Below are 20,617 nucleotides of genomic sequence, written 5' to 3'. Positions count from 1 at the left end.
ACGCACAGCCGGCCCGGCGGGCCTGTGAGCAGGAGGGTTCGACATGCGCTGCCCCAGGTCCGGGCCCATGATGCGAAACAGTGACTCTTCGGTACCCCAGCCCCAGGAGTGCGCATGTCGACCACCCGTCCGCCCGTCACGACCGACCTCGGGGCGGCGCCGCCGACCGGGGCCGCCGACGCCCTGCTGCGGCTCGGCAAGCACCTGCGCAAGGGGGACGTGTCCGAGGACCTGCGCCAGCTGTTCCTCAAGGGCGGTCGCGAGGGTGACGTCTTCTACCGGGACCGGTGGTCGCACGACAAGGTGGTGCGCTCCACGCACGGCGTGAACTGCACGGGCTCGTGCTCGTGGAAGGTGTACGTCAAGGACGGCATCATCACGTGGGAGACGCAGCAGACGGACTACCCGTCGGTCGGGCCGGACTCCCCCGAGTACGAGCCGCGGGGCTGCCCGCGCGGCGCCGCGTTCTCCTGGTACACCTACTCGCCCACGCGGGTGCGCTACCCGTACGTGCGCGGCGTCCTGCTGCGGGCGTACCGGGAGGCGAAGGCCGCGGTCGGCGGCGACCCGGTGCTCGCGTGGGAGCGGCTGACCTCCGACCCGGAGACGGCGCGGGCGTACAAGAGCGCGCGCGGCAAGGGCGGCCTGGTGCGGGCCACGTGGGACGAGGCGGCGGAGATCGTCGCGGCGGCGCACGTGCACACCATCAAGGCGCACGGGCCGGACCGGGTGGCGGGCTTCTCCCCCATCCCCGCGATGTCGATGGTGTCGCACGGCGTCGGGGCACGGTTCGTGCAGATGCTGGGCGGCACGATGCTGTCGTTCTACGACTGGTACGCGGACCTGCCGGTCGCCTCCCCGCAGGTGTTCGGCGACCAGACGGACGTGCCGGAGTCCGCGGACTGGTGGAACTCGTCCTACCTGATCATGTGGGGCTCCAACATCCCGGTGACCCGCACCCCGGACGCGCACTTCATGGCCGAGGCGCGCTACCGCGGCACCAAGGTCGTGTCCGTCTCCCCCGACTACGCGGACAACACGAAGTTCGCCGACCAGTGGCTGGCGCCGCAGCCGGGCACCGACGGGGCCCTCGCGATGGCGATGGGGCACGTGATCCTGCGGGAGTTCCTCGTCGAGAAGCGCACCGCGCCGTTCGTCGACTACCTCAAGAAGTACGCGGACGCGCCCTTCCTGGTGCGGCTGGACGAGAAGGACGGCGCGTACGTGCCGGGCAAGTTCCTCACCGCCTCGGACGTGGACGACGCCGTCCTGCCGGGCGCACGGGCGACGGCGAACCCGAGCTTCCGCACGCTGCTCCTGGACGCCGACGGCACGGTCGTCGCGCCGAACGGGACGCTCGCCGACCGGTACGGCGAGGCGGGCGAGGGGAGGTGGAACCTGGACCTGGGCGACGTCGACCCGCTGCTGTCGGTGGCCGACGGCGCCGGGGCGGCGCCGGGCGAGCTGGGCACGGCAGCCGTGCTGCTGCCCCGGTTCGACGTCGTGCCCGAGGCCGACGCCGGTGCCGGGGACGCCGCCGAGCAGGCGCACCTGGGCGGCAAGGGCGTGCTGACGCGTGGCGTGCCCACCCGGCGGGTGGGCGGGCACCTGGTGTCGACGGTCTTCGACCTGCTGCTGGCGCAGTACGGCGTCGAGCGGGCCGAGCTCGACCTGCCGGGCGAGTGGCCCACCGGCTACGACGACGCGACGGCGCCCGGCACCCCCGCCTGGCAGGAGGAGATCACCGGCGTGCGCGCCGCAGACGCCGCGCAGATCGGCCGGGAGTTCGCGCAGAACGCCGAGGACTCCGGCGGCCGGTCGATGATCATCATGGGCGCGGGCGCGAACCACTGGTTCCACTCGGACACGATCTACCGCGCGTTCCTCACGCTCACGACGATCACCGGCTGCCAGGGCGTCAACGGCGGCGGCTGGGCGCACTACGTGGGCCAGGAGAAGTGCCGCCCGATCACGGGCTGGGCGCAGTACGCGGGCGGCCTGGACTGGGTGCGTCCGCCGCGCCAGATGATCGGCACGGGCTGGTTCTACCTCGCCACGGACCAGTGGCGGTACGACGGGATGCCGGCCGACGCGCTCGCGTCCCCGCTGGCGCCCGGGGTCCTGGCGGGCCGCACGACGGCGGACTCGCTGGTGGAGTCGGCGCAGCGCGGCTGGATGCCGAGCTACCCGACGTTCGACCGCAACCCGCTGGACCTCGTGGACGAGGCGCGCGCGGCGGGCAAGGAGCCGGAGCAGCACGTCGTGGACGAGTTGAAGGCCGGGAACCTGCGGTTCGCCTGCGAGGACCCCGACGACCCGGCGAACTTCCCCCGGGTGCTGACGATCTGGCGGGCCAACATCCTCGGCTCCTCCGGCAAGGGCAACGAGTACTTCCTCAAGCACCTGCTCGGCACGGACGCCTCCGTGCTGGCCGACGAGGCGCCGGAGGGCCGCCGTCCGGCGTCGATGACGTGGCACGACGAGGCGCCGCGCGGCAAGCTCGACCTGCTCGTCACGATGGACTTCCGCATGACCAGCACGACGCTGTTCTCCGACGTCGTGCTCCCCGCGGCCACCTGGTACGAGAAGCACGACCTGTCGAGCACGGACATGCACCCGTTCGTGCACTCGTTCAACCCGGCGATCAACCCGCCGTGGCAGACGAAGACCGACTTCGACACGTTCCACACGCTGGCGCGGCTGGTCTCGCAGCTGTCCGAGGAGCACCTGGGCGTGCGCGAGGACCTGGTCGCCACGCCGCTGCTGCACGACTCCCCCGACGAGCTCGCGGTGCCGCACGGCACGCTCACCGACGCGGGCGCGCCACCCGCGGAGCGCGAGCTGGTGCCGGGCGTGACGATGCCGCGCCTGCAGGTGGTGCAGCGCGACTACCCGGCGTTCGCGGCGCGCATGGCCGCGCTCGGGCCGCTCACGGACACCAAGGGCATGGCCACCAAGGGCGTCGCGTTCATGCCGGACGAGGAGGTGCGCAAGCTCGGGCAGGTCAACGGCCTGGTGACGTCCGGCCCCGCGGCCGGGCGCCCCCGGCTGGACCGCGACACCCACGCGTGCGAGACGATCCTCGCCCTGTCCGGCACGACCAACGGCCGCCTCGCGGTGCAGGGGTTCGAGCACCTGGAGAAGCGCACCGGGCAGCGGCTGGCGGACCTCGCCGCCGACGACCAGGCCAAGCGCGTCACGTTCCCGGACGTGCAGTCGCGGCCGACGACGGTGATCACCTCCCCGGAGTGGTCCGGCTCGGAGCACGGCGGGCGCCGGTACACGGCGTTCGCGGTGAACGTGGAGCGGCTCAAGCCGTGGCACACGCTCACCGGCCGCCAGCACTTCTACCTCGACCACGACTGGATGATCGAGCTGGGCGAGCAGCTGCCCGTGTACCGGCCGCCGCTGGACCTGCACCACCTGTTCGGCGACTCGCCGCGGCCCGGCGCCTTCGACGACGGCGGCCCCGACGGCAGCGGCACCGGGCACGCCGCCGTCGCGGTGCGCTACCTGACGCCGCACTCCAAGTGGTCCATCCACTCGGAGTACCAGGACAACCTGTTCATGCTGTCGCTGTCGCGCGGCGGCCCGAACATCTGGATGAGCCCGGCGGACGCCGCGAAGATCGGCGTGGCGGACAACGAGTGGATCGAGGCGGTCAACCGCAACGGCGTCGTCGTCGCGCGCGCCGTCGTCTCGCACCGCATGCCCGAGGGCACGGTGTACATGCACCACGCCACGGACCGCACGGTGGACGTGCCGCTCGCCGAGACCTCCGGCCGCCGCGGCGGCATCCACAACTCCCTGACGCGCATCCTGCTGAAACCCACGCACCTCGCGGGCGGGTACGGGCAGCTCACCTACGCGTTCAACTACCTCGGCCCCACCGGCAACCAGCGCGACGAGGTCACCGTCATCCGACGCCGCTCGCAGGAGGTGCGTTACTCGTGAAGGTCATGGCGCAGATGTCGATGGTGATGAACCTCGACAAGTGCATCGGGTGCCACACCTGCTCGGTGACGTGCAAGCAGGCGTGGACGAACCGCACCGGCACCGAGTACGTCTGGTTCAACAACGTCGAGACCCGCCCCGGCCTCGGCTACCCGCGCACCTACGAGGACCAGGAGACCTGGCAGGGCGGCTGGGTGCGCACCAAGCGCGGCAAGCTCAAGCTGCGGGCCGGCGGTCGGGCCAAGAAGCTCGCGTCGATCTTCGCGAACCCCAAGCTCCCGTCGATCCACGACTACTACGAGCCGTGGACGTACGAGTACGACATGCTGCTCAGCGCCCCGCAGGGCGAGCACACGCCGGTGGCGAAGCCCAAGTCGCTGCTCACCGGCGACGACATGTCGATCCAGTGGTCCGCGAACTGGGACGACGACCTCGGCGGCTCCACCGCGACGATGCAGGACGACCCGATCCTCAAGCACATGAGCGAGCACGTCGCCGAGGAGCTCGAGCAGACGTTCATGTTCTACCTGCCGCGCATCTGCGAGCACTGCCTCAACCCGTCGTGCGTGGCCTCCTGCCCGTCGGGCGCGATGTACAAGCGGGTCGAGGACGGCATCGTCCTGGTGGACCAGGACCAGTGCCGCGGCTGGCGCATGTGCGTCACCGGCTGCCCGTACAAGAAGGTCTACTTCAACCACAAGACCGGCAAGGCCGAGAAGTGCACGCTGTGCTACCCGCGCCTCGAAGTCGGCCTGCCCACCGTCTGCTCCGAGACCTGCGTCGGCCGCCTGCGCTACCTCGGCCTCGTGCTGTACGACGCCGACAAGGTCGGCGCGGCCGCCGCCATCGAGGACGAGCACGATCTCCTGGCCGCGCAGCGGTCGGTGTTCCTGGACCCGCACGACCCCGAGGTGGTCGCCGCGGCCAGCCGCGAGGGCATCCCGGACGACTGGATCGAGGCCGCCCAGCGCTCCCCGATCTGGAAGCTCATCTCCGACTACGAGGTCGCGCTCCCCCTGCACCCCGAGTACCGGACGCTGCCCATGGTCTGGTACATCCCGCCGCTGTCCCCCGTGGTCGACGTGGTGGCGAGCTCCGGCAACGACGGCGAGGACGGGCGCACCCTCTTCGCTGCGATCTCCCAGCTGCGCATCCCGCTGGAGTACCTCGCCGGGCTGTTCACCGCCGGCGACACCGGGCCGGTCGAGCGGGTGCTGCGCCGGCTCGCCGCGATGCGGTCGGGCATGCGCGAGGTGAACCTCGGGCGCGAGTTCCCCGAGGAGCACGCCGCCGCCGTGGGCATGACCGGCGACCAGGTCCAGGAGATGTACCGCCTGCTGGCCATCGCGAAGTACGAGGAGCGGTACGTCATCCCCACCGCGCACACCGAGGTCGCGCGCGAGCTGGAGGAGATGGCCTGCTCCCTCGACTTCGAGGGCGGCCCCGGCATGGGCGGCGCCGGCCCGTTCGGCTCGTCCTCGGGTCAGCCCACCCCGGTCGCCGTGGAGAACTTCCACGCCCTGGCCGCCCGGCAGACCGCGGACTCCCCCTACGGCCCGTCCACCCCCGGGCGCGTCAACCTGCTCAACTGGGACGGCAACGGGCGGCCCAGCGGCCTGTTCCCGCCCGGGGACGACGGCGCCCCCGGCGGCGGCGGGACCGGCGACGAGGAGGGCCGGTCGTGAGCCGGCTCGCGTTCCTGCCCCGCCCCGGCGTGCGCGCGAAGCGGCTCGACCCGCTCGCGCCGGTGCCGCTGCCCGACGGCGACCGCGCCGTCGCGCACATGGCCGCGTCGGTGCTGCTCGCCTACCCCGACGACGCGACCCTCGCGGCCGCGCCCACCGTGCGCGACGCCGTCGCCCCCCTGCCGGCCCCGGTGCGCGACCGCCTCGGCGGGCTCGCCACGACGCTCCTCGACGCCGACGGACCGGACGACGTCGCCGCGCTGCAGGCCCGGTACGTCGCGACGTTCGACCTCAAGCGCCGCTGCGCCATGTACCTGTCGTACTACGCGGCGGGCGACACCCGGAAGCGCGGCGCCGCCCTCGTGCGGTTCGTCGAGGCCTACCGCGCCGCCGGGTTCGAAACCACCGGCGACGAGCTGCCCGACTACCTCCCGACCGTCCTGGAGCTGTCCGCCCGCGGCGGGCCCGACGGCGCCCGGATCGCGGGCGCGCTGCTCGCGGCCCACCGCGACGGCATCGAGGTGCTGCGCTCGGCGCTCGCCGCGCAGCGCTCGCCCTGGACGGCGGCGGTCGAGGCCGTGAGCCTCACCCTCCCGCCCGTCGACGCCGCCACGGCCGAGCGCGTCGCCGACCTGGTGGCCGCCGGGCCGCCCGCGGAGCTGGTGGGGCTGAGCGGGTACGGGGCGAGCGGTGCCGGCGACACGGGGTACGGGGACGAGGGGAAGGACCTGCCATGGGCCTGACGGACGCGGGCGCCGACAAGATCATCCTCTGGGTCGTGCTGCCCTACGTGACCTTCGCCGTCCTGGTCGTGGGGTCGGTCTGGCGGTACCGGTACGACAAGTTCGGCTGGACCACCCGGTCCAGCGAGCTCTACGAGAAGCGCCTGCTGCGCTGGGGCTCGCCGCTGTTCCACTTCGGGCTGCTGTTCGTGGTGCTGGGGCACTTCCTCGGGCTCGTGATCCCGAACACCTGGACGGAGGCCGTCGGGGTCAGCGAGGGGTTCTACCACTTCATCGCCACGTCGATGGGGTCGCTCGCCGCCGTCGTCGCGGTGGCCGGGCTGCTCATCCTCATCTACCGGCGCCGCTCCACCGGCCCCGTCTTCCTCGCGACCACGCGCATGGACAAGACCATGTACGTGTTCCTCGCCGCGTCGCTGCTGTCGGGGGCCTGGGCGACCGTGCAGACGCAGATCCTCGCGGGCGGGCACGGGTACGACTACCGGGAGACGATCTCGCCCTGGTTCCGGTCGCTCTGGTACCTCCAGCCGCAGCCCGCGCTCATGGAGGGCGTGCCCGCCGCGTTCCAGGTGCACATCGTCGCGGCGATGCTGCTGTTCGCGCTGTGGCCCTTCACCCGGCTGGTGCACGCGTTCTCCGCCCCCGTGCAGTACCCGTTCCGGCCCTACGTGGTCTACCGCTCCCGCGAGGCGTCCGTGTCGTCCCGGGCGCCGCGACCCGGGTGGGACCCGACGACGCCGCCCCGCTGACCCGACCGTCCGACCCGACCGTCCGTCCGTCACGACTGGAGGAACCATGACCTCGGCAGCCACCCCCGGACCGGCCGACGCGCCGACCGCCCCGGCCGTGCAGGGCAACGCCACCCAGCTCACCCTCGCGACGATCGGGTTCGCGATCTGCTTCTGGGCGTGGGCGCTGCTGAGCCCGCTGGGCAAGAGCTACGGCGAGCTGTACGACCTCAGCGACTTCGAGGTGTCCGTGCTCGTGGCCATCCCCGTGATCGTCGGGTCCCTCGGCCGCATCCCGATCGGCGCGCTCACCGACCGGTTCGGCGCCAAGGTGATGTTCCCGCTGTGCAGCGCGCTGACGATCATCCCCGTGCTGTTCATCGGGTTCGTCGCGAACAGCCTGGTGTGGCTGCTGATCGGCGGGTTCTTCCTCGGCCTGGGCGGCACGACCTTCGCCATCGGCGTCCCGTTCGTCAACAACTGGTACCCGCCGGCCCGCCGCGGCACCGCGATCGGCATCTTCGGCGCCGGCATGGGCGGCACGGCCATCGCGTCGTTCTCCACGGTGCCGATCCGCGACGCGTGGGGCGACGGCGCCCCGTTCATCATCGTGTCGGTGTTCCTCGCGGTGTTCGCCCTCGCCTCGCGGGCACTGCTCCAGGACTCCCCCGCCTGGTCGCCGGGCACCGGCGGCGGCATGTGGGCGCGCACCTGGGCGACCTTGAAGATCCCTGCCACGCTCCAGCTGTCCTGGCTGTACGCGATCGGGTTCGGCGGCTTCGTCGCGTTCTCCGTGTACCTGCCGACGTTCCTGCAGAACGCGTACGACCTCAGCGCCAGCGACGCGTCGTTCCGCACCGCAGGCTTCGTCGTGCTCGCGGTCGTCTGCCGGCCGCTCGGCGGCACCCTGTCGGACAAGGTGGGCGGCGTCGCGGTGAACCTGGTGTGCTACGCGGTCGTGACGGTCGGTGCCGCCGTGATCATCTTCCAGCCCGCCCTGATCCCCGTGGCGACGGTCGCGTTCCTCGCGATGGCGGCGGCGCTCGGCGGCTCGTCGGGCGCCACCTTCGCCCTCGTCGCGAAGATGGCCCCGCCCGGGACGGTGGGCGCCGTGACCGGCGTGGTCGGTGCCGCGGGCGGCCTGGGCGGCTTCATCCCGCCGCTCATCATGGGCGCCGTCTACGGCGCGCAGGGCGACTACGGCATCGGGTTCGGCCTGCTCGCGCTGACGGCGCTGCTCACCCTGCTGTTCACGCTCGGCCCGGTGCGCAAGCGCGTGCGGGCGAACGCCGGATGACGGCGGTGCCCGCGCCCCGCGCCCCCTCACCCCGGCACGCGACCTGCCGTGAGGTCCGCGCCGCACAGGCGACACGTCCCCGGCCTAGCGTGGCCCCATGACCACCACGCCGCGGAGCCTGGCGGAGCACGTCGCCGCCGTGCTGGGTCGCGTCGCGCCGCTGCCCGTGCAGGACGTCGGGCTGCCGGACCTCGCCGTCGAGCCGCCCGGTCGCTCGCTCGGCGCGGAGGTCCGCTCCGTCGCGCTCGTGCCGCCGTTCGACGCCGCCGCCATGGACGGTTACGCCGTGCGTCTTTCCGACCTGCCCGCCGACGGCTCCCCCGTGACCCTGGCCGTCGTCGGCGACCTCCGCCCCGGCTCGCCCCCCGATCCTGGGCGCGTTCTCGGGGGACACGGGGCGGTCCGCATCATGACCGGCGCGCCGGTGCTCGGCGGGGCGGACGCCGTCGTGCCGGTGGAGCGCACGTCGACGGGCCGGTTCGTGGCGGGCGGCCCGACGACGGAGCGCGAGGTCACCCTCGCCCGGCAGCCCCGGGCCCACGTGCGGCACCGGGGCGAGGACGTGCGGCCCGGCGACCTGCTCGGCCGGGCGGGCGACGCCGTCACCCCGGCGCTGGTCGCCGTCGCGGCCTCGGGCGGGCTGACCGACCTGCCGGTGCGCCCGCGGCCGCGCGTGGCGGTGCTGTCGACGGGCTCCGAGCTCGTCGCGGCCGGCGACGTGGCGGGCGCGGGCCGCATCCCCGACTCCAACTCGTTGCTGCTGACGGCGCTCGCGCGGGCCGCGGGCGCCGACGTCGTGCGCGTCGGCGCCGTCCCCGACGACGCCGACGCCCTGCGCGCCGCCCTCGACGGCGTCGTGGGCAGCACGCCCGGCGGCTCGGGCACGGTCGACCTGGTCGTCACGACCGGCGGGGTGTCGGCGGGCGCGTCGGACGTCGTACGGGCGGTGCTCGACGCCGACGACGCGCGGCTGACGGACGTCGACGTCGCCGCCGTGGCGCTGCGACCCGGCCGGCCGCAGGCGCTCGCGCGCTGGCGGGGGGTGCCGTGGGTGGCGCTGCCCGGCAACCCGGTGAGCGCGTTCGTGTCGTTCGCGCTGTTCGTCCGTCCCGCGGTCGCCGTCCTCGCGGGCCGCGAGCCCGCGCGGCCGGTGCGACGCCCCGCCGCCGAGGCGTGGCCGAGCCCGCCGGGTCGCACGCACGTCGTGCCGGTGCGGACGCTGCCCTCGGGCGCGGTCGCGCGGGCCACGGCGCCGGGCGCCGACCACCGCTCGGGCGGTCACGCGACGTCGACCCTGCTCGGTGCCGACGCTCTCGCCCTCGTCCCGCCGGACGTCGAGAAGGTCGAGGCCGGCGACGAGCTCGACGTGCTGCCGCTCGACCTGCCGTTCGGCACCGGGACCTGACGTGGCCCCCGACGGCGCCGCCCCCGCGCGGCACGACCTCCGGTACGACGCCGTGATCCTCGCCGGCGGACGCGCCACGCGCCTCGGCGGCGTGCCCAAGCCGACCGTCGTGCTCGACGGCGCCACGCTGCTCGACCGCGCGCTGGCCGCGGCCCGCGACGCCGACCGCACCGTCGTCGTCGGCCCGGACCCCGCGCTGCCGCCCGGCCGCGAGGTGCTCGTCGCGCGCGAGGACCCGCCGTTCGGCGGCCCCGTCGCCGGGCTCGACGCCGGGCTGCGGGCCCTGGACGCGGCGCCGGGCCCTGGTCACGACGCGCCGGCGTGGGTGCTGGTGCTCGCCGTGGACGTGCCCCGGGCGGGCGACGCGGTGCCCGTGCTGCGCGCCGCCGTCGCGGGGCCGGGGAGCACCACGTCCGACGGCGCGTACCTGGTCCGCGCGGGCCGCGCGCAGTGGTTGGTCGGCCTGTACCGGCGCGACGCGCTGCGCCGCGCCCTCGACGCCGTCGCCGGGCCGGGGAACCCCGCAGCGCTCGCCGGGGTGCCGGTGCGCCGCCTGGTCGCGGAGCTGTCCTGCGTCGAGGTGCCCGACGACGTCGGCGCGAGCGCGGACGTCGACACCTGGGACGACCTGCGACGGCTTACGGTAGGACTCCACACAGGAAGCCACACGGTCGTGGCGGCCCGCGCCGGGACGGGACCCGCGACGACCCGACCGCCGACCGACCGCCCGGGAGGACCCCGATGACCGACCAGACTCCCCCCGCCGCCCCCCGCGCCTCGGAGCCGGGCTCCAGCGTGCTGGACCGGTGGGTGGACGCCCTCGAGGCGGAGCTCGGGCTGCCCCCGCGCAGCGTGGACGTCGGCGCGGTGCTCGACCTCGCGCGGGACGCCGCGCACCAGGTGGCGCGGCCCGCCGCCCCCGTCACCGCGTACGCGGTCGGCTACGCGGCCGGGCTGGCCGCCGCGCGCGGGGAGTCCTCCGACGCGCTCGACCGCGCGACGTCGTCGGCGCTGTCCTGGCAGGACCCGGGCCCCGGCGCCGAGGCCGTCACCGGGACCGGGGCGGGGAGCTGATCGGATGACGACCGTCTCCCTCGGGATGCCGCGCCTGCCCGGCGCGGGCGTGCCCGACGTGCGGCTGCCCGCGGACCGGCCTGCCACCGGCGGGCTCGTCGACACGTTCGGCCGGGTCGCGACCGACCTGCGCGTCTCGCTCACCGACCGCTGCAACCTGCGCTGCACGTACTGCATGCCGGCCGAGGGCCTGCCGACCCTGCCGAAGGACTCGGTGATGACGCGCGAGGAGATCGTGCGGCTCGTCGGGATCGCGACGCGCGACCTGGGCGTGCGGCAGGTGCGGTTCACCGGCGGGGAGCCGCTGCTGCGCCGCGACCTCGTGGAGATCGTGCGCGACTGCGCCGCCCTCCCCCAGCGCCCGGAGCTGAGCCTCACGACCAACGCCGTCGGGCTGGACTCCCGCGCCGCCGCGCTGCGCGAGGCCGGGCTGGACCGCGTCAACGTCTCCCTCGACACCCTCGACCCGGACACGTTCGCCACGCTCGCCCGGCGCCCGTTCCTCGAGCGCACGCTCGCGGGGATCGACGCCGCGGCGCAGCAGTTCGACCTCGTGAAGATCAACGCGGTGCTGGTGCGCGGCGTCAACCTCGACCACGCCGCCGAGCTGCTGGCCTGGTGCCTGGAGCGCGGCTTCGAGCTGCGGTTCATCGAGCAGATGCCGCTGGACGCCGACCACGCCTGGGACCGCGCGGCGATGGTCACCGCGGCCGAGGTGCGCGACCAGCTCGGCAGCCGGTTCGCCCTCGAGGCCGACGAGGAGCCGCGCGACGGCGCCCCCGCGGAGCGGTTCGTCGTGCGCGGCGCCGACGGCGCGCGCCTGGGGCGCGTCGGCATCATCGCGTCGGTGACGGAGCCGTTCTGCGACGACTGCCGCCGCACCCGCCTCACCGCGGAGGGCGGCGTGCGCGACTGTCTGTTCGCGCACACCGAGACCGACCTGCTCGGGCCGCTGCGCGCGGGCGCCGACGACGCCGTGCTCGCCGACCTGTGGCGCGCCGCGATGTGGGCCAAGCAGGCCGGGCACGGCATGAGCGACACGGGCTCCGGCACCGACCTCGACGGCTCGGGGTTCACGCAGCCCGAGCGCACCATGAGCGCCATCGGAGGATGACACGCATGACCCAGGAGACGACGGCGCCGGGCCGGCCGACGGACGCGGCGCCGGGCCTCGAGCAGACGGTGGCGCTGCGCTACTTCGCCGCCGCGCGCGCCGCGCTCGGGCGCTCGGAGGAGACGCTCGCCGTCCCGGCGGGCGCGACCGTCGCCGACGTCGTCGCCCGCCTGGCCGCCGCGACGCCCGCGGCCGCGCCCGTGCTGGAGCGCTGCAGCGTGCTGCTCGACGGTCGCCGGGCCGCGCCGTCCGACGTCGTGCCGGCCGGCGCGACCCTCGACCTGCTGCCGCCCTTCGCCGGGGGCTGAGCCGGCGCCCTGCGGGGCGCCGGCCCGGACGCCGGGCCAGGGCCGGTTCAGGCCCTGATCACCGCGCCTACTTGGTCCACCACGTCTTCTCGTAGTGCTTGCCGTTGATGACGACCCATACGTTGTGGCCGCCGTACTGCGGCGCGGCGCTGCCGATGAAGCACAGCAGCTCGAGCGAGCCGTTCGCCGGGATGCTCCGGGAGTAGGTCGACGACCCGTAGAACTGGTGCGCGCTGCCGCCGAAGTCCGTCCAGCAGGCGACGCTCTGGCTACCCGTGTCCTGGAAGTCGTGCGTGGTGATCACCAGCTTGGCGCAGGTGCCGTCGTTGCAGTCGCTGTTGCTCACCGAGCTGCCGCGCGACACCACCGCACGCGGGTTCGGCGGGGCGTCCGTGGTGTGGCTCCCGCTCGCCCACGCGCCGCAGCCCGCGGCGTTGCACGCCCGGGCCTGGACCGTGTACGTGGTCGAGTAGGCGGACCCGGTGTCCCACGTGATGGGGAACGACGTCGACGACCCGCTGCCCGTGCCCCAGTTCCGCTGCCACTCGATGCGCTCCACCGCGCGACCGCCGTTGTTGCTCGGCGCCGAGACGGTGAACCGCCCCTGCGTCGGGGACACCTTGGAGGCGGAGATGCCGGGGGTACCGGGCGTCGTGTAGGGCGTCACCGCGCCCGACGACCCCGACCAGTCGGAGCAGGTGTAGGCGTTGCAGGCCTGGACCTGGAACGTGTACTCGGTGCCGTTCGACAGGCCGCCGTAGGTGGTCGACGTGGTGTCCCCGACGTTCTTCGTGCCGGCCCCGCTGGCCCGCACCACGTAGTACCCGCCGGTCCCACGGAACGCGTCCGTCGCGCTCCAGCTCACGTTCGCCTGGCCGCTGGTGTTCGAGCCCAGCGCTGCCGAGACGTTGCCCGGCACGCCCGGCGTGCCGTAGGGCACGACGGCGTTGGACGAGGGGCTGGCCTCGGAGATCGCCGCCTTGTTCTGGGCGCGCACCTGGAAGGTGTACGAGGCGGTCGTCTTGAGCCCCTCCACTGTCTGGGAGAGCGCCGTGCCGGCCTCGATGGTCCGGACCTTCGTCCCGTCCTCGTAGACGTCGAGGTAGTACATCTCGATCGGGGCGCCGTTGGTGTCGGGCTGCTGCCACGACACGGTGGTCTGGCCGCCCAGGGCGGTGTCGACCCGGGTCGCCGACGGCGCGGCGGGCGCGGCCGGCGGGCCGGCTGGGGTCTCCGGCGCGGAGGTGTCGCCCCAGTCGGACGGGTCCGGCGCGGCGTTCACGGCCTGCAGGCGCACCGTGTAGGGGGTGCCGTTGGTCAGGCCCTCCCACACGTACGTGCCGCCCGTGACGCACTGCTGCTGGATCGCGCCGCTCGTGGGGGCGGGGCTGATCTCCAGGTTGACGCACTCGATCGGGGACCGGTCGGTGTACGTCTTGTTCGTCCAGTCGACCGTGAGCTGCTGGTCGCCGAAGGTCAGCGTCGGGGCCGCCGGCGGGTCCGGCTTCTCGTCGGGGCGGGCCATCTCGGACGCCGCCGACGGGTCGGACTCGCCCACGTCGTTCGTCGCGGTGACCGTGAACGTGTACTCCACGTTGTTGGTCAGCCCGTCGAACGTGCAGGTCGTGGTGGTGCACTCCTTGGTCTTGCCGTCGGTGGCGTGCAGCGTGTAGCCGGTGATGGGTGCGCCGTTGTCGTTCGGCTGCTCCCAGCTCAGCACCACCGTGCCGGACCGCACCTCCTCGACCGTCGGCGCCGACGGGGGCTCCGGCCGGCCCAGCACCGTCACGGACACCGTGCCGTCCACCTGGCGGTCCGGGTCCTGCGTGACGTCCTCGACCGTGTAGCGCGCGGTGAGCACGCCGTGGAAGTCGGCGTCCGGGGTGATCGTGACGAGCGAGCCGTCGAACGCGACGTCGCCGGAGCCGGTCTCGCCCACGGCACCCACCACGGTCAGGTCCTCGCCCGGGAACGGGTTGGTGTCGTTCTCCAGCACCGGGACCGTCACCGGCTGCCCCTGGTGGGCGTCGGGCACCTTGTCCGGCGTCGTCTGCACGAGCGGGCGCGTGGAACCCACGACGGTCACCTTCAGCGTGCCGGCGACCGGCGGGTTCTTGCCGTCGGACACGGTGAACGCGACGTCCGCGGCGGTGCCCTTCGGCACCGACGGCTCGACCTGCGCGGTCACGGTGCCGCCCGACACGGACGTCGAGATGCCCTCGGCGCCCTCGACGTCGAAGGTCAGCTTGTCCTTGTCGGGGTCCTGGGCGTACCGCGACAGGTCGACGACGTTCTCCTCGCCCGCAGCCACCTGGAGCGTCGGCGAACCGACCACCTCCGGCGGCTGGTTCTTGGACGGCACGACGTCGATCGGGACCGTGAGGACGGCCGTCAGCCCTTCCTCGTCGTCGGGCCCCTTGCCGTCGGTCACCTCGAAGCTCACCGACGCGCCGCCGGCGAAGTCCTCGGCGGAGGTGAACTCGATGGTGTCGCGGTCCTGGACCTCGGCCGCGCCGCCGGTGGCCTTGACCGTCTTCTCCTCGGTGACGCGCGGGGTGCGGTTCTCCCGCACCACGACGAGGTCGCCCAGCTCGACCGGCAGCGGCTCGCCGCTGACGGCCTGGAGCGGGGTCGAGCCCGGCTTGAGGTAGGGACGCGACTGGTCGCCCGGCACGCGCACGAACGCCTTGGCCTGCAGCCCGTCCACGTCGGTGACCGTGTAGGTGACGACCTGCGCGCTCGCGCCCACCGCGACCTGGATCGTGCCGTCCTCGCCGACGGTGACGCCCTCGGACGCCTGGTCCACCGACACCTCGAGGTCGGACGCCACGCCGTCGGGGTCGACGTCGTTGGCGAGCACGTCCACGGTCACCGTGGACGTGTCGCGGATCTGGTCGGCCGTGACGACGTCGTCGTGCGCGACCGGCCGGAGCAGCGGCGCCTCGGCGTCCACGGTCACGGTGATCGCGCCGGTCGCGCGCGCCTTGAACGCGTCCTGGACCGTGTAGTAGAAGGAGTACGCCCCGTCCTTGTCAGGAGCCGTGAGCACGACCTCGTCCTCCACGACCTCGGGCTCGACGCCCTCGGGCATGCCGCTGAAGCCGTCCTTGACGAGGCCGATCTCGTCGCCGTCGGGGTCGTTGTCGTTCTCCAGCGCGCGCACGGCCACCGTGCGCCCGGGCCGCACGGTGCTCTCGTCGTCGACGACCTGCGGCGCCTGGTTGGTCTCCGGGGGCACCGCGATGCCCACCCGGACGACGCCGCGGCCCACGGCGCCGCGCGTGTCGATCACCTCGTAGGCGAACGAGTCGAAGCCCGCCGCGCCCTGCTCCGCCGTGTAGTCCACGAAGCCGTCGACGATCGTCGCCGTGCCCTGGCTCGGCGCGTCCGCGATGGCGCTGAGGGTGACCTGGTCGCCGTCGGGGTCGGTGCCGTCGAGGGCGAGCGGGATGCGCACCGTCTTGCCGCTGAGCACCCGCGTCTCGGTGTCGGGCACCTGCGGCGCCGCGTTCTCCTCGTCGTCCTTGATCGTGATGGTGACCTGCGCGGAGTCCTTCTGACCGTTGCTGTCCCGCACCTCGTAGACGAGGTGGGCGGTCCCCGCGTCGGCGCCGGCCCGGAAGCGCACCGTGTCCTCGGAGACGAACGCCTCGCCGAGCTCCGCCTCGGGCTCCTCCTGCAGCTCGTCGTTGAGGACGATCTCGAGGCCGTCGGGATGCGAGTCGTTCTTCAGCACCGGGATCGTCACGACGTCGCCCGCGTGCACCAGCGCCTTGTCCGCGCCGGCCTCCGGGGGACGCAGCCGGTCGGGTGCGGGGATCGGCACGACGCGCACCTGGCCGGTGGCGGAGCCGGTGCCGTTCGCGACCGTGTACTCGAAGGTCACCGGCTCGCTGAGGCGGCGCTTCTCCGTGACCTTGAGGATCTCGTGGTTGAGCACCGCCACGTCGACGGGCGAGTCGTCCGGCACGGAGACCGACTGCACGACGAGCACGCCGCCCGCCGGGTCGGTGTCGTTCGCCAGCACGTCGAGCAGCGCGGAGCCGTCCGACGGCAGCAGCACCTGGTCGGAGACCACGACCGGCGGGGCCGCGTCCTCCGGCGGCGCGACGACGTCCACGCGGACCAGGCCGAGGGCCACGTTGGGGCCGTCGCTCACCTGGTAGGTGATGTCGAAGGAGCCCGGCTCCTGCCCCTGGACGGAGAACACCCCGGCGGACAGGTTGTTCGTGACCTTGAGGCCCTTCTGCTCCGTGACGTGCACGAGGCGCAGCTCGTCCCCGTTCGGGTCGGAGTCGTTGGCCAGCGGCTCGATCGTCATCGGCTGGCCGGCGAGCACCGTGACGTGGTCCTGCACCGCGACCGGCGGCTCGTTCGTGGCCAGCACGTCGACGAGCAGCCGGCCCTCGACCGGCTCGCCGTAGGAGTCGGAGACCGTGACGTCGACGATCTTGCGGCCGGTGGCCGCCCCGCCGTCGCGGAACTCGACGGTCCCGTCCGGACGGAACCGGACCTCGTCGTTCGGGTCGTTCGTCCCCGCGTGGGACAGGAAGAGGTCGTCGCCGTCCGGGTCCTTGAAGTAGGGCAGCACCTTGATGTCGGCGGTGCCGCCCTGGCCGACCCGCAGCACCGGCTCGCCCGACTGCGTCGGCGGGTCGTTCTCGGACTCCGGCACCACCGAGACCGTGACCTTCGCCGTGTCCGTGCCGCCCTCCCGGCCGTCGTCGACCTGGTAGGTGAACGTCGTGCTCCCGCTCGCGTCCGCGGGCACGTCGGCCTGCAGCGCGGCGCCGTCCAGCACCCGGTCCACGGCGATGTCCCCCTCGGGCTCGCCGTCGACCGACGCCGTCATCACGTCGCCGTCGGGGTCGACGTCGTTGCCCAGCACGTTGAGCACCGTGGTGCCCCCCGCGCGGACCCCGAAGCGGTCGTCCTTCGCCTGCGGCGGCCGGTTCTTCTTGTCCCGGTCGGCGACGAACTGGTCGACCTGCTCCGGCGTCGTCTCCTCGGACTCGGTCTTCTCGCCCTCGTCGTTCTCCGGGATGGTCAGGTCCCAGTCGTCGACCTTCTGGAACTCGTCCGCCGCCATCCAGAGCGTTCCGTTGACGACGTCGTTGAGCACGATGACGTCGCGGTTCACGCGGTAGACGAGGTGGGTGTCGGTGCCGACGCCCTCGAGCACGGTGTCCTCGTCGGCGTCCGTGCCGGGGCAGTCGCGCACCACCTGGCCCGAGACGGACCAGGCGCCGTAGACGCACTCGCCCAGCTGGACCGGGCGGGAGGGCGTGCCGTTCGCGGTGCGCTTCACGGCGGCCTTGCCGTCCAGCGGCTGCGAGACCAGGCCGCGGGACGTGGCCAGGACGACGACGTCGGAGTCGGCCGACGGCTGCTGCAGCTGCGCGGCCGCGCCGCCGTCGATCTCCACCGCGTCACCGCCCGGCAGCACGACCTTGCCCGTCGACCGGTCCAGCACGACCGCGGCGTCGCCCACCGTGGTCACCTGCACCTCGGCGTCCTTCGAGACCGACAGCCGCTCCTCCGTGGTGGACTCCGCCGTGCCCCGGGGGCCCGTCTCGACGGTGTAGACGGTGCCCACGCCGGGGGCCGCGACGACGACCGTGCCACCGGTGCTCACCTCGACCTGGGCGCCCGCGCCCACGTCCTCGAGCTCGGGCTCCGTCTCCTCGGCGTCGAACGCCATCGCGCCGTCGAACGGCACGACCCAGACCCGCCCCGTCTCCCCGTCGAGCACCGCCGCGGTGTTGCCGCCGGTCGCGACCTCGGACCCGGCGGGCAGCTTGAGCGTGCTCCGCAGGGCGAGCTGCGCGGGGTCGACCGGGCTCGCGGAGGAGTCGACGGAGCTCTCGAGCAGCACGTGCTGCGCGTCCTGCTCGACGTCGAAGCTCACCGAGTTGGCGAGGAGCGTGCCGTCGAGGGCCCGGGCCTGGTAGTTGAACCGGCCGAGGGTGCCCGTGGACGTCTGCGTGACCCACACGCCCGAGTCGTTGAGGTCGACGTCCACCGTCGCCTCGCCGTCGTACCAGAGCGCGAAGCCGGTCAGGCCCGCGCCGAACAGGGCGACGACGCCTGCGGACGCGATGGAGCGGCGGTTCTCCAGGACGCGCGAGACGAAGCTCATGCCTTACCCCTCGGCCCCCTGACCAGGTGCGACAGCCCGCGCGCCACCTGGCGACGTGGACGGAGGCACGGCGTGACCCATCTGGGGGCGGTGATGGGGAACAGCACGATGCTTTCCTCGCCGGAGCATACCGACTCGGACCGGCGCGAGGCTGCCCGGACCGATGGGCAGTACTCCCCATCGGCGCGACAGGTCAGGCGAGGGCGGGCTGCCTCAGCCGTCCCGGCGGGCGCGGAGGGCGGCGGCGGCCTGTGGCAGCACGTCCGCGAGGTCGCCGACGACTGCGAAGTCGCAGATCTCGAAGATCGGTGCCTCCGGGTCGGAGTTGACGGCCACGATCACCTGCGCCGCCTGCATCCCGCCGCGGTGGTGCGGGGCACCGGAGATGCCCGCGCCCACGTACAGGCGCGGGGCGATGGTGACGCCGGTCTGGCCGATGTAGCGGTCGAACCAGCCCTCGAAGACGGCGTCGCGCGACGCGCCGATCGCGGCGCCGACGGCGTCGGCGAACTCCTCGACGGGGCCGAAGTCGCCACCGGTGCCGCGGCCGCCGGCCACGACGACGGCCGCCTCCTCGAGCGTCGGGCGGCCGGGCGCACGCTCCTTGACCTCGCGGGACGTGACGACCACCCCGGCCGTGCCGGCCGGCGCCACGGGCAGCGCGTCGATCTCGGTCGCCACGGCCGCGTCGGCCGGCTCCGGCACGACGGCGTTGGCCCGCACCGTGAGCACGGCGACGTCGGCGGTCACCACGCACCGGGTGTCCCAGGCACCGGCGAAGACCCGCTTGCCGGCCACGATCCGGCCGTCGGCGTCCTCCCCCACGGCGGCGGCGTCGATGACCAGCCCGGCGCCGAGCGCGTGGGCGGCCAGCGCGGCGGCCTCCTTCGCGCCGAACGTGGCGGGCGCCAGGACGACGTCCGCGTCGGTGCGCCGCACGGCGGCGGCGAGCGTCGCCGCGACGACGGAGGGCAGGTGGCGGGCGCCGTCGCCCCCGGCGGCGGCGAGCACGTCGGTGGGCACCTCGGCCTGGTGCACGGTCTCGACGCCAAACGCCCCGAGCTGGGCGAGCGCCTCGACGGTCGGTGCCTCGAGCGTGACGGCCTCGACGCGACCGAGGCCGCGCGCGATGGTGAGCAGCTCGAGCGCGCCGGAGCGCACCTCGGTGGCCGGGTCCAGCAGGACGAGGACGGTGCGGTTGCGGGTGGGCTCGGTCGATGTCGTCACGGTCGCGTCCTCTCAGACCAGCTCGTTGCGGATCAGGTACTCGGCCAGCGCGGTGCCGCCCTCGCCCTTGTCGACCACCAGCTCGACCTCGGGACGGGCGGGGCGCGGGGTGGCGGAGACCGCCTCGGTGCGTGCCCCGGCCGTGCCGACGGCGGCCGGGTCGAGGCCGAGGTCGGCCGCCGACCATGCCTCGATCTGCTTGGTGCGCGCCGCCATGATCAGCTTGAAGTTCGGCATGCGCGGCGTGTTCGCGGTGTCCGCGACGGACAGGACCGCCGGCAGCGGCGCGGCGAGCGTCTCGGTGGCCTCGTCGGTCTCGCGCGTGACGGTGAGCGTGCCGTCGGCGACGGCGATCTTCTTCGCCAGCGTGAGGGCCGGGCGGCCGAGCTCGGCCGCGACGAGCGCCGGGACCACCGAGCCGAGGCCGTCGAGCGCCGCCATCCCGGTGATCACGAGGTCGACGGGCGCGCCGTCGGCCTCGAGCCTCCGCACGCCGGCCGCGAGCGCCGCGGCGGTGCCGAAGTAGTCCGAGCCGGCCAGGGCGTCGTCGGTGACGCGGACCGCGCGGTCCACGCCCATCTGGAACGACTTGCGCAGCGCGACGTCGCCGTCGGCGGGCGCGACCGTGAGGGCGACGACCTCGCTGGCCGCGCGCTCGTCCTCGGGCAGGGCGTCGAGGATCCGCAGCGCCGCCTCGAGGGCGTTCTCGTCCAGCTCGTTGAGGGTGCCGACGCCCGGGTCGCGGTCCACGCGACAGTCCACGAAGCGTCGGTCCGCGTTGATGTCCGGCACGTACTTCACGGCGACGACGATGCGCACGGGCGCGACCTCCAGCTCACGGTGGTGACGGCGGCCGCACGCGCTGCGGCCGACGGTGCCGAGCCTACCCGCGGCCCTCCCGGGTCCGACCCTGTGTCCAGGGGCGGACGGGTGTGACGCGGCC

At 74.0% G+C, this 20,617-nt stretch carries 13 protein-coding genes; 10 read left to right on the top strand and 3 right to left on the bottom strand.

The features are described from left to right. Positions 1 to 114: 114 nt before the first annotated feature. The 10 genes from ACFQ80_RS05260 (at position 115) to ACFQ80_RS05215 (ending at position 12,308) form a co-directional block, all read left to right on the top strand. Positions 115 to 3,954, top strand: coding sequence for a nitrate reductase subunit alpha (locus tag ACFQ80_RS05260; protein ID WP_430562829.1), 3,840 nt, complete (start codon positions 115 to 117; stop codon positions 3,952 to 3,954). After that, entirely contained in the window at positions 3,951 to 5,639 is a 1,689-nt protein-coding gene (gene narH / locus ACFQ80_RS05255) for a nitrate reductase subunit beta (RefSeq protein WP_430562828.1), read from the top strand. Before ACFQ80_RS05260 ends, narH begins: the two co-directional genes overlap by 4 nt. Beyond that, positions 5,636 to 6,382: a nitrate reductase molybdenum cofactor assembly chaperone gene (gene narJ / locus ACFQ80_RS05250; RefSeq protein WP_430562827.1), complete on the top strand. Its 747-nt coding sequence runs from the start codon at positions 5,636 to 5,638 to the stop codon at positions 6,380 to 6,382. Before narH ends, narJ begins: the two co-directional genes overlap by 4 nt. Continuing rightward, positions 6,373 to 7,131, top strand: coding sequence for a respiratory nitrate reductase subunit gamma (narI, locus tag ACFQ80_RS05245; RefSeq protein WP_430562826.1), 759 nt, complete (start codon positions 6,373 to 6,375; stop codon positions 7,129 to 7,131). Before narJ ends, narI begins: the two co-directional genes overlap by 10 nt. 46 nt (positions 7,132 to 7,177) lie before the next feature. After that, entirely contained in the window at positions 7,178 to 8,407 is a 1,230-nt protein-coding gene (locus ACFQ80_RS05240) for a nitrate/nitrite transporter (RefSeq protein ID WP_430552058.1), read from the top strand. 97 nt (positions 8,408 to 8,504) lie between these two features. Then, the gene (gene glp / locus ACFQ80_RS05235) at positions 8,505 to 9,812 is read left to right on the top strand and encodes a gephyrin-like molybdotransferase Glp (protein ID WP_430562825.1); all 1,308 of its coding nucleotides are present in this window, start codon (positions 8,505 to 8,507) and stop codon (positions 9,810 to 9,812) included. A 1-nt stretch (position 9,813) separates the two neighbouring features. Then, positions 9,814 to 10,557 (top strand): molybdenum cofactor guanylyltransferase, encoded by a 744-nt coding sequence (locus tag ACFQ80_RS05230; protein ID WP_430562824.1) that lies wholly within the window; start codon positions 9,814 to 9,816, stop codon positions 10,555 to 10,557. Continuing rightward, entirely contained in the window at positions 10,554 to 10,886 is a 333-nt protein-coding gene (locus ACFQ80_RS05225; RefSeq protein ID WP_430552055.1) for a DUF6457 domain-containing protein, read from the top strand. Before ACFQ80_RS05230 ends, ACFQ80_RS05225 begins: the two co-directional genes overlap by 4 nt. 4 nt (positions 10,887 to 10,890) lie before the next feature. Further along, positions 10,891 to 12,000 (top strand): GTP 3',8-cyclase MoaA, encoded by a 1,110-nt coding sequence (gene moaA, locus ACFQ80_RS05220; RefSeq protein WP_430562823.1) that lies wholly within the window; start codon positions 10,891 to 10,893, stop codon positions 11,998 to 12,000. Positions 12,001 to 12,005: 5 nt separating this feature from the next. After that, entirely contained in the window at positions 12,006 to 12,308 is a 303-nt protein-coding gene (locus ACFQ80_RS05215) for a MoaD/ThiS family protein (RefSeq protein WP_430562822.1), read from the top strand. Between the two features lie 67 nt (positions 12,309 to 12,375). Here the strand turns inward: ACFQ80_RS05215 and ACFQ80_RS05210 are convergent, their stop codons facing one another. The 3 genes from ACFQ80_RS05210 to ACFQ80_RS05200 form a co-directional block, all read right to left on the bottom strand. Further along, a complete protein-coding gene (locus tag ACFQ80_RS05210) occupies positions 12,376 to 18,447 on the bottom strand; it encodes an Ig-like domain-containing protein (protein ID WP_430562821.1) in 6,072 nt (2,023 codons plus the stop codon). A gap of 213 nt (positions 18,448 to 18,660) precedes the next feature. Beyond that, a complete protein-coding gene (locus ACFQ80_RS05205; protein ID WP_430562820.1) occupies positions 18,661 to 19,674 on the bottom strand; it encodes an electron transfer flavoprotein subunit alpha/FixB family protein in 1,014 nt (337 codons plus the stop codon). A gap of 12 nt (positions 19,675 to 19,686) precedes the next feature. Continuing rightward, positions 19,687 to 20,493: an electron transfer flavoprotein subunit beta/FixA family protein gene (locus ACFQ80_RS05200; protein ID WP_430552050.1), complete on the bottom strand. Its 807-nt coding sequence runs from the start codon at positions 20,491 to 20,493 to the stop codon at positions 19,687 to 19,689. Positions 20,494 to 20,617: the final 124 nt, after the last annotated feature.

Source organism: Isoptericola sp. NPDC056578, assembly GCF_042793275.1.
Classification (GTDB): Bacteria; Actinomycetota; Actinomycetes; order Actinomycetales; family Cellulomonadaceae; genus Isoptericola.
Note: the sequence above shows the minus strand (reverse complement) of the source record. Positions and strands in the feature narration are given on the sequence as shown.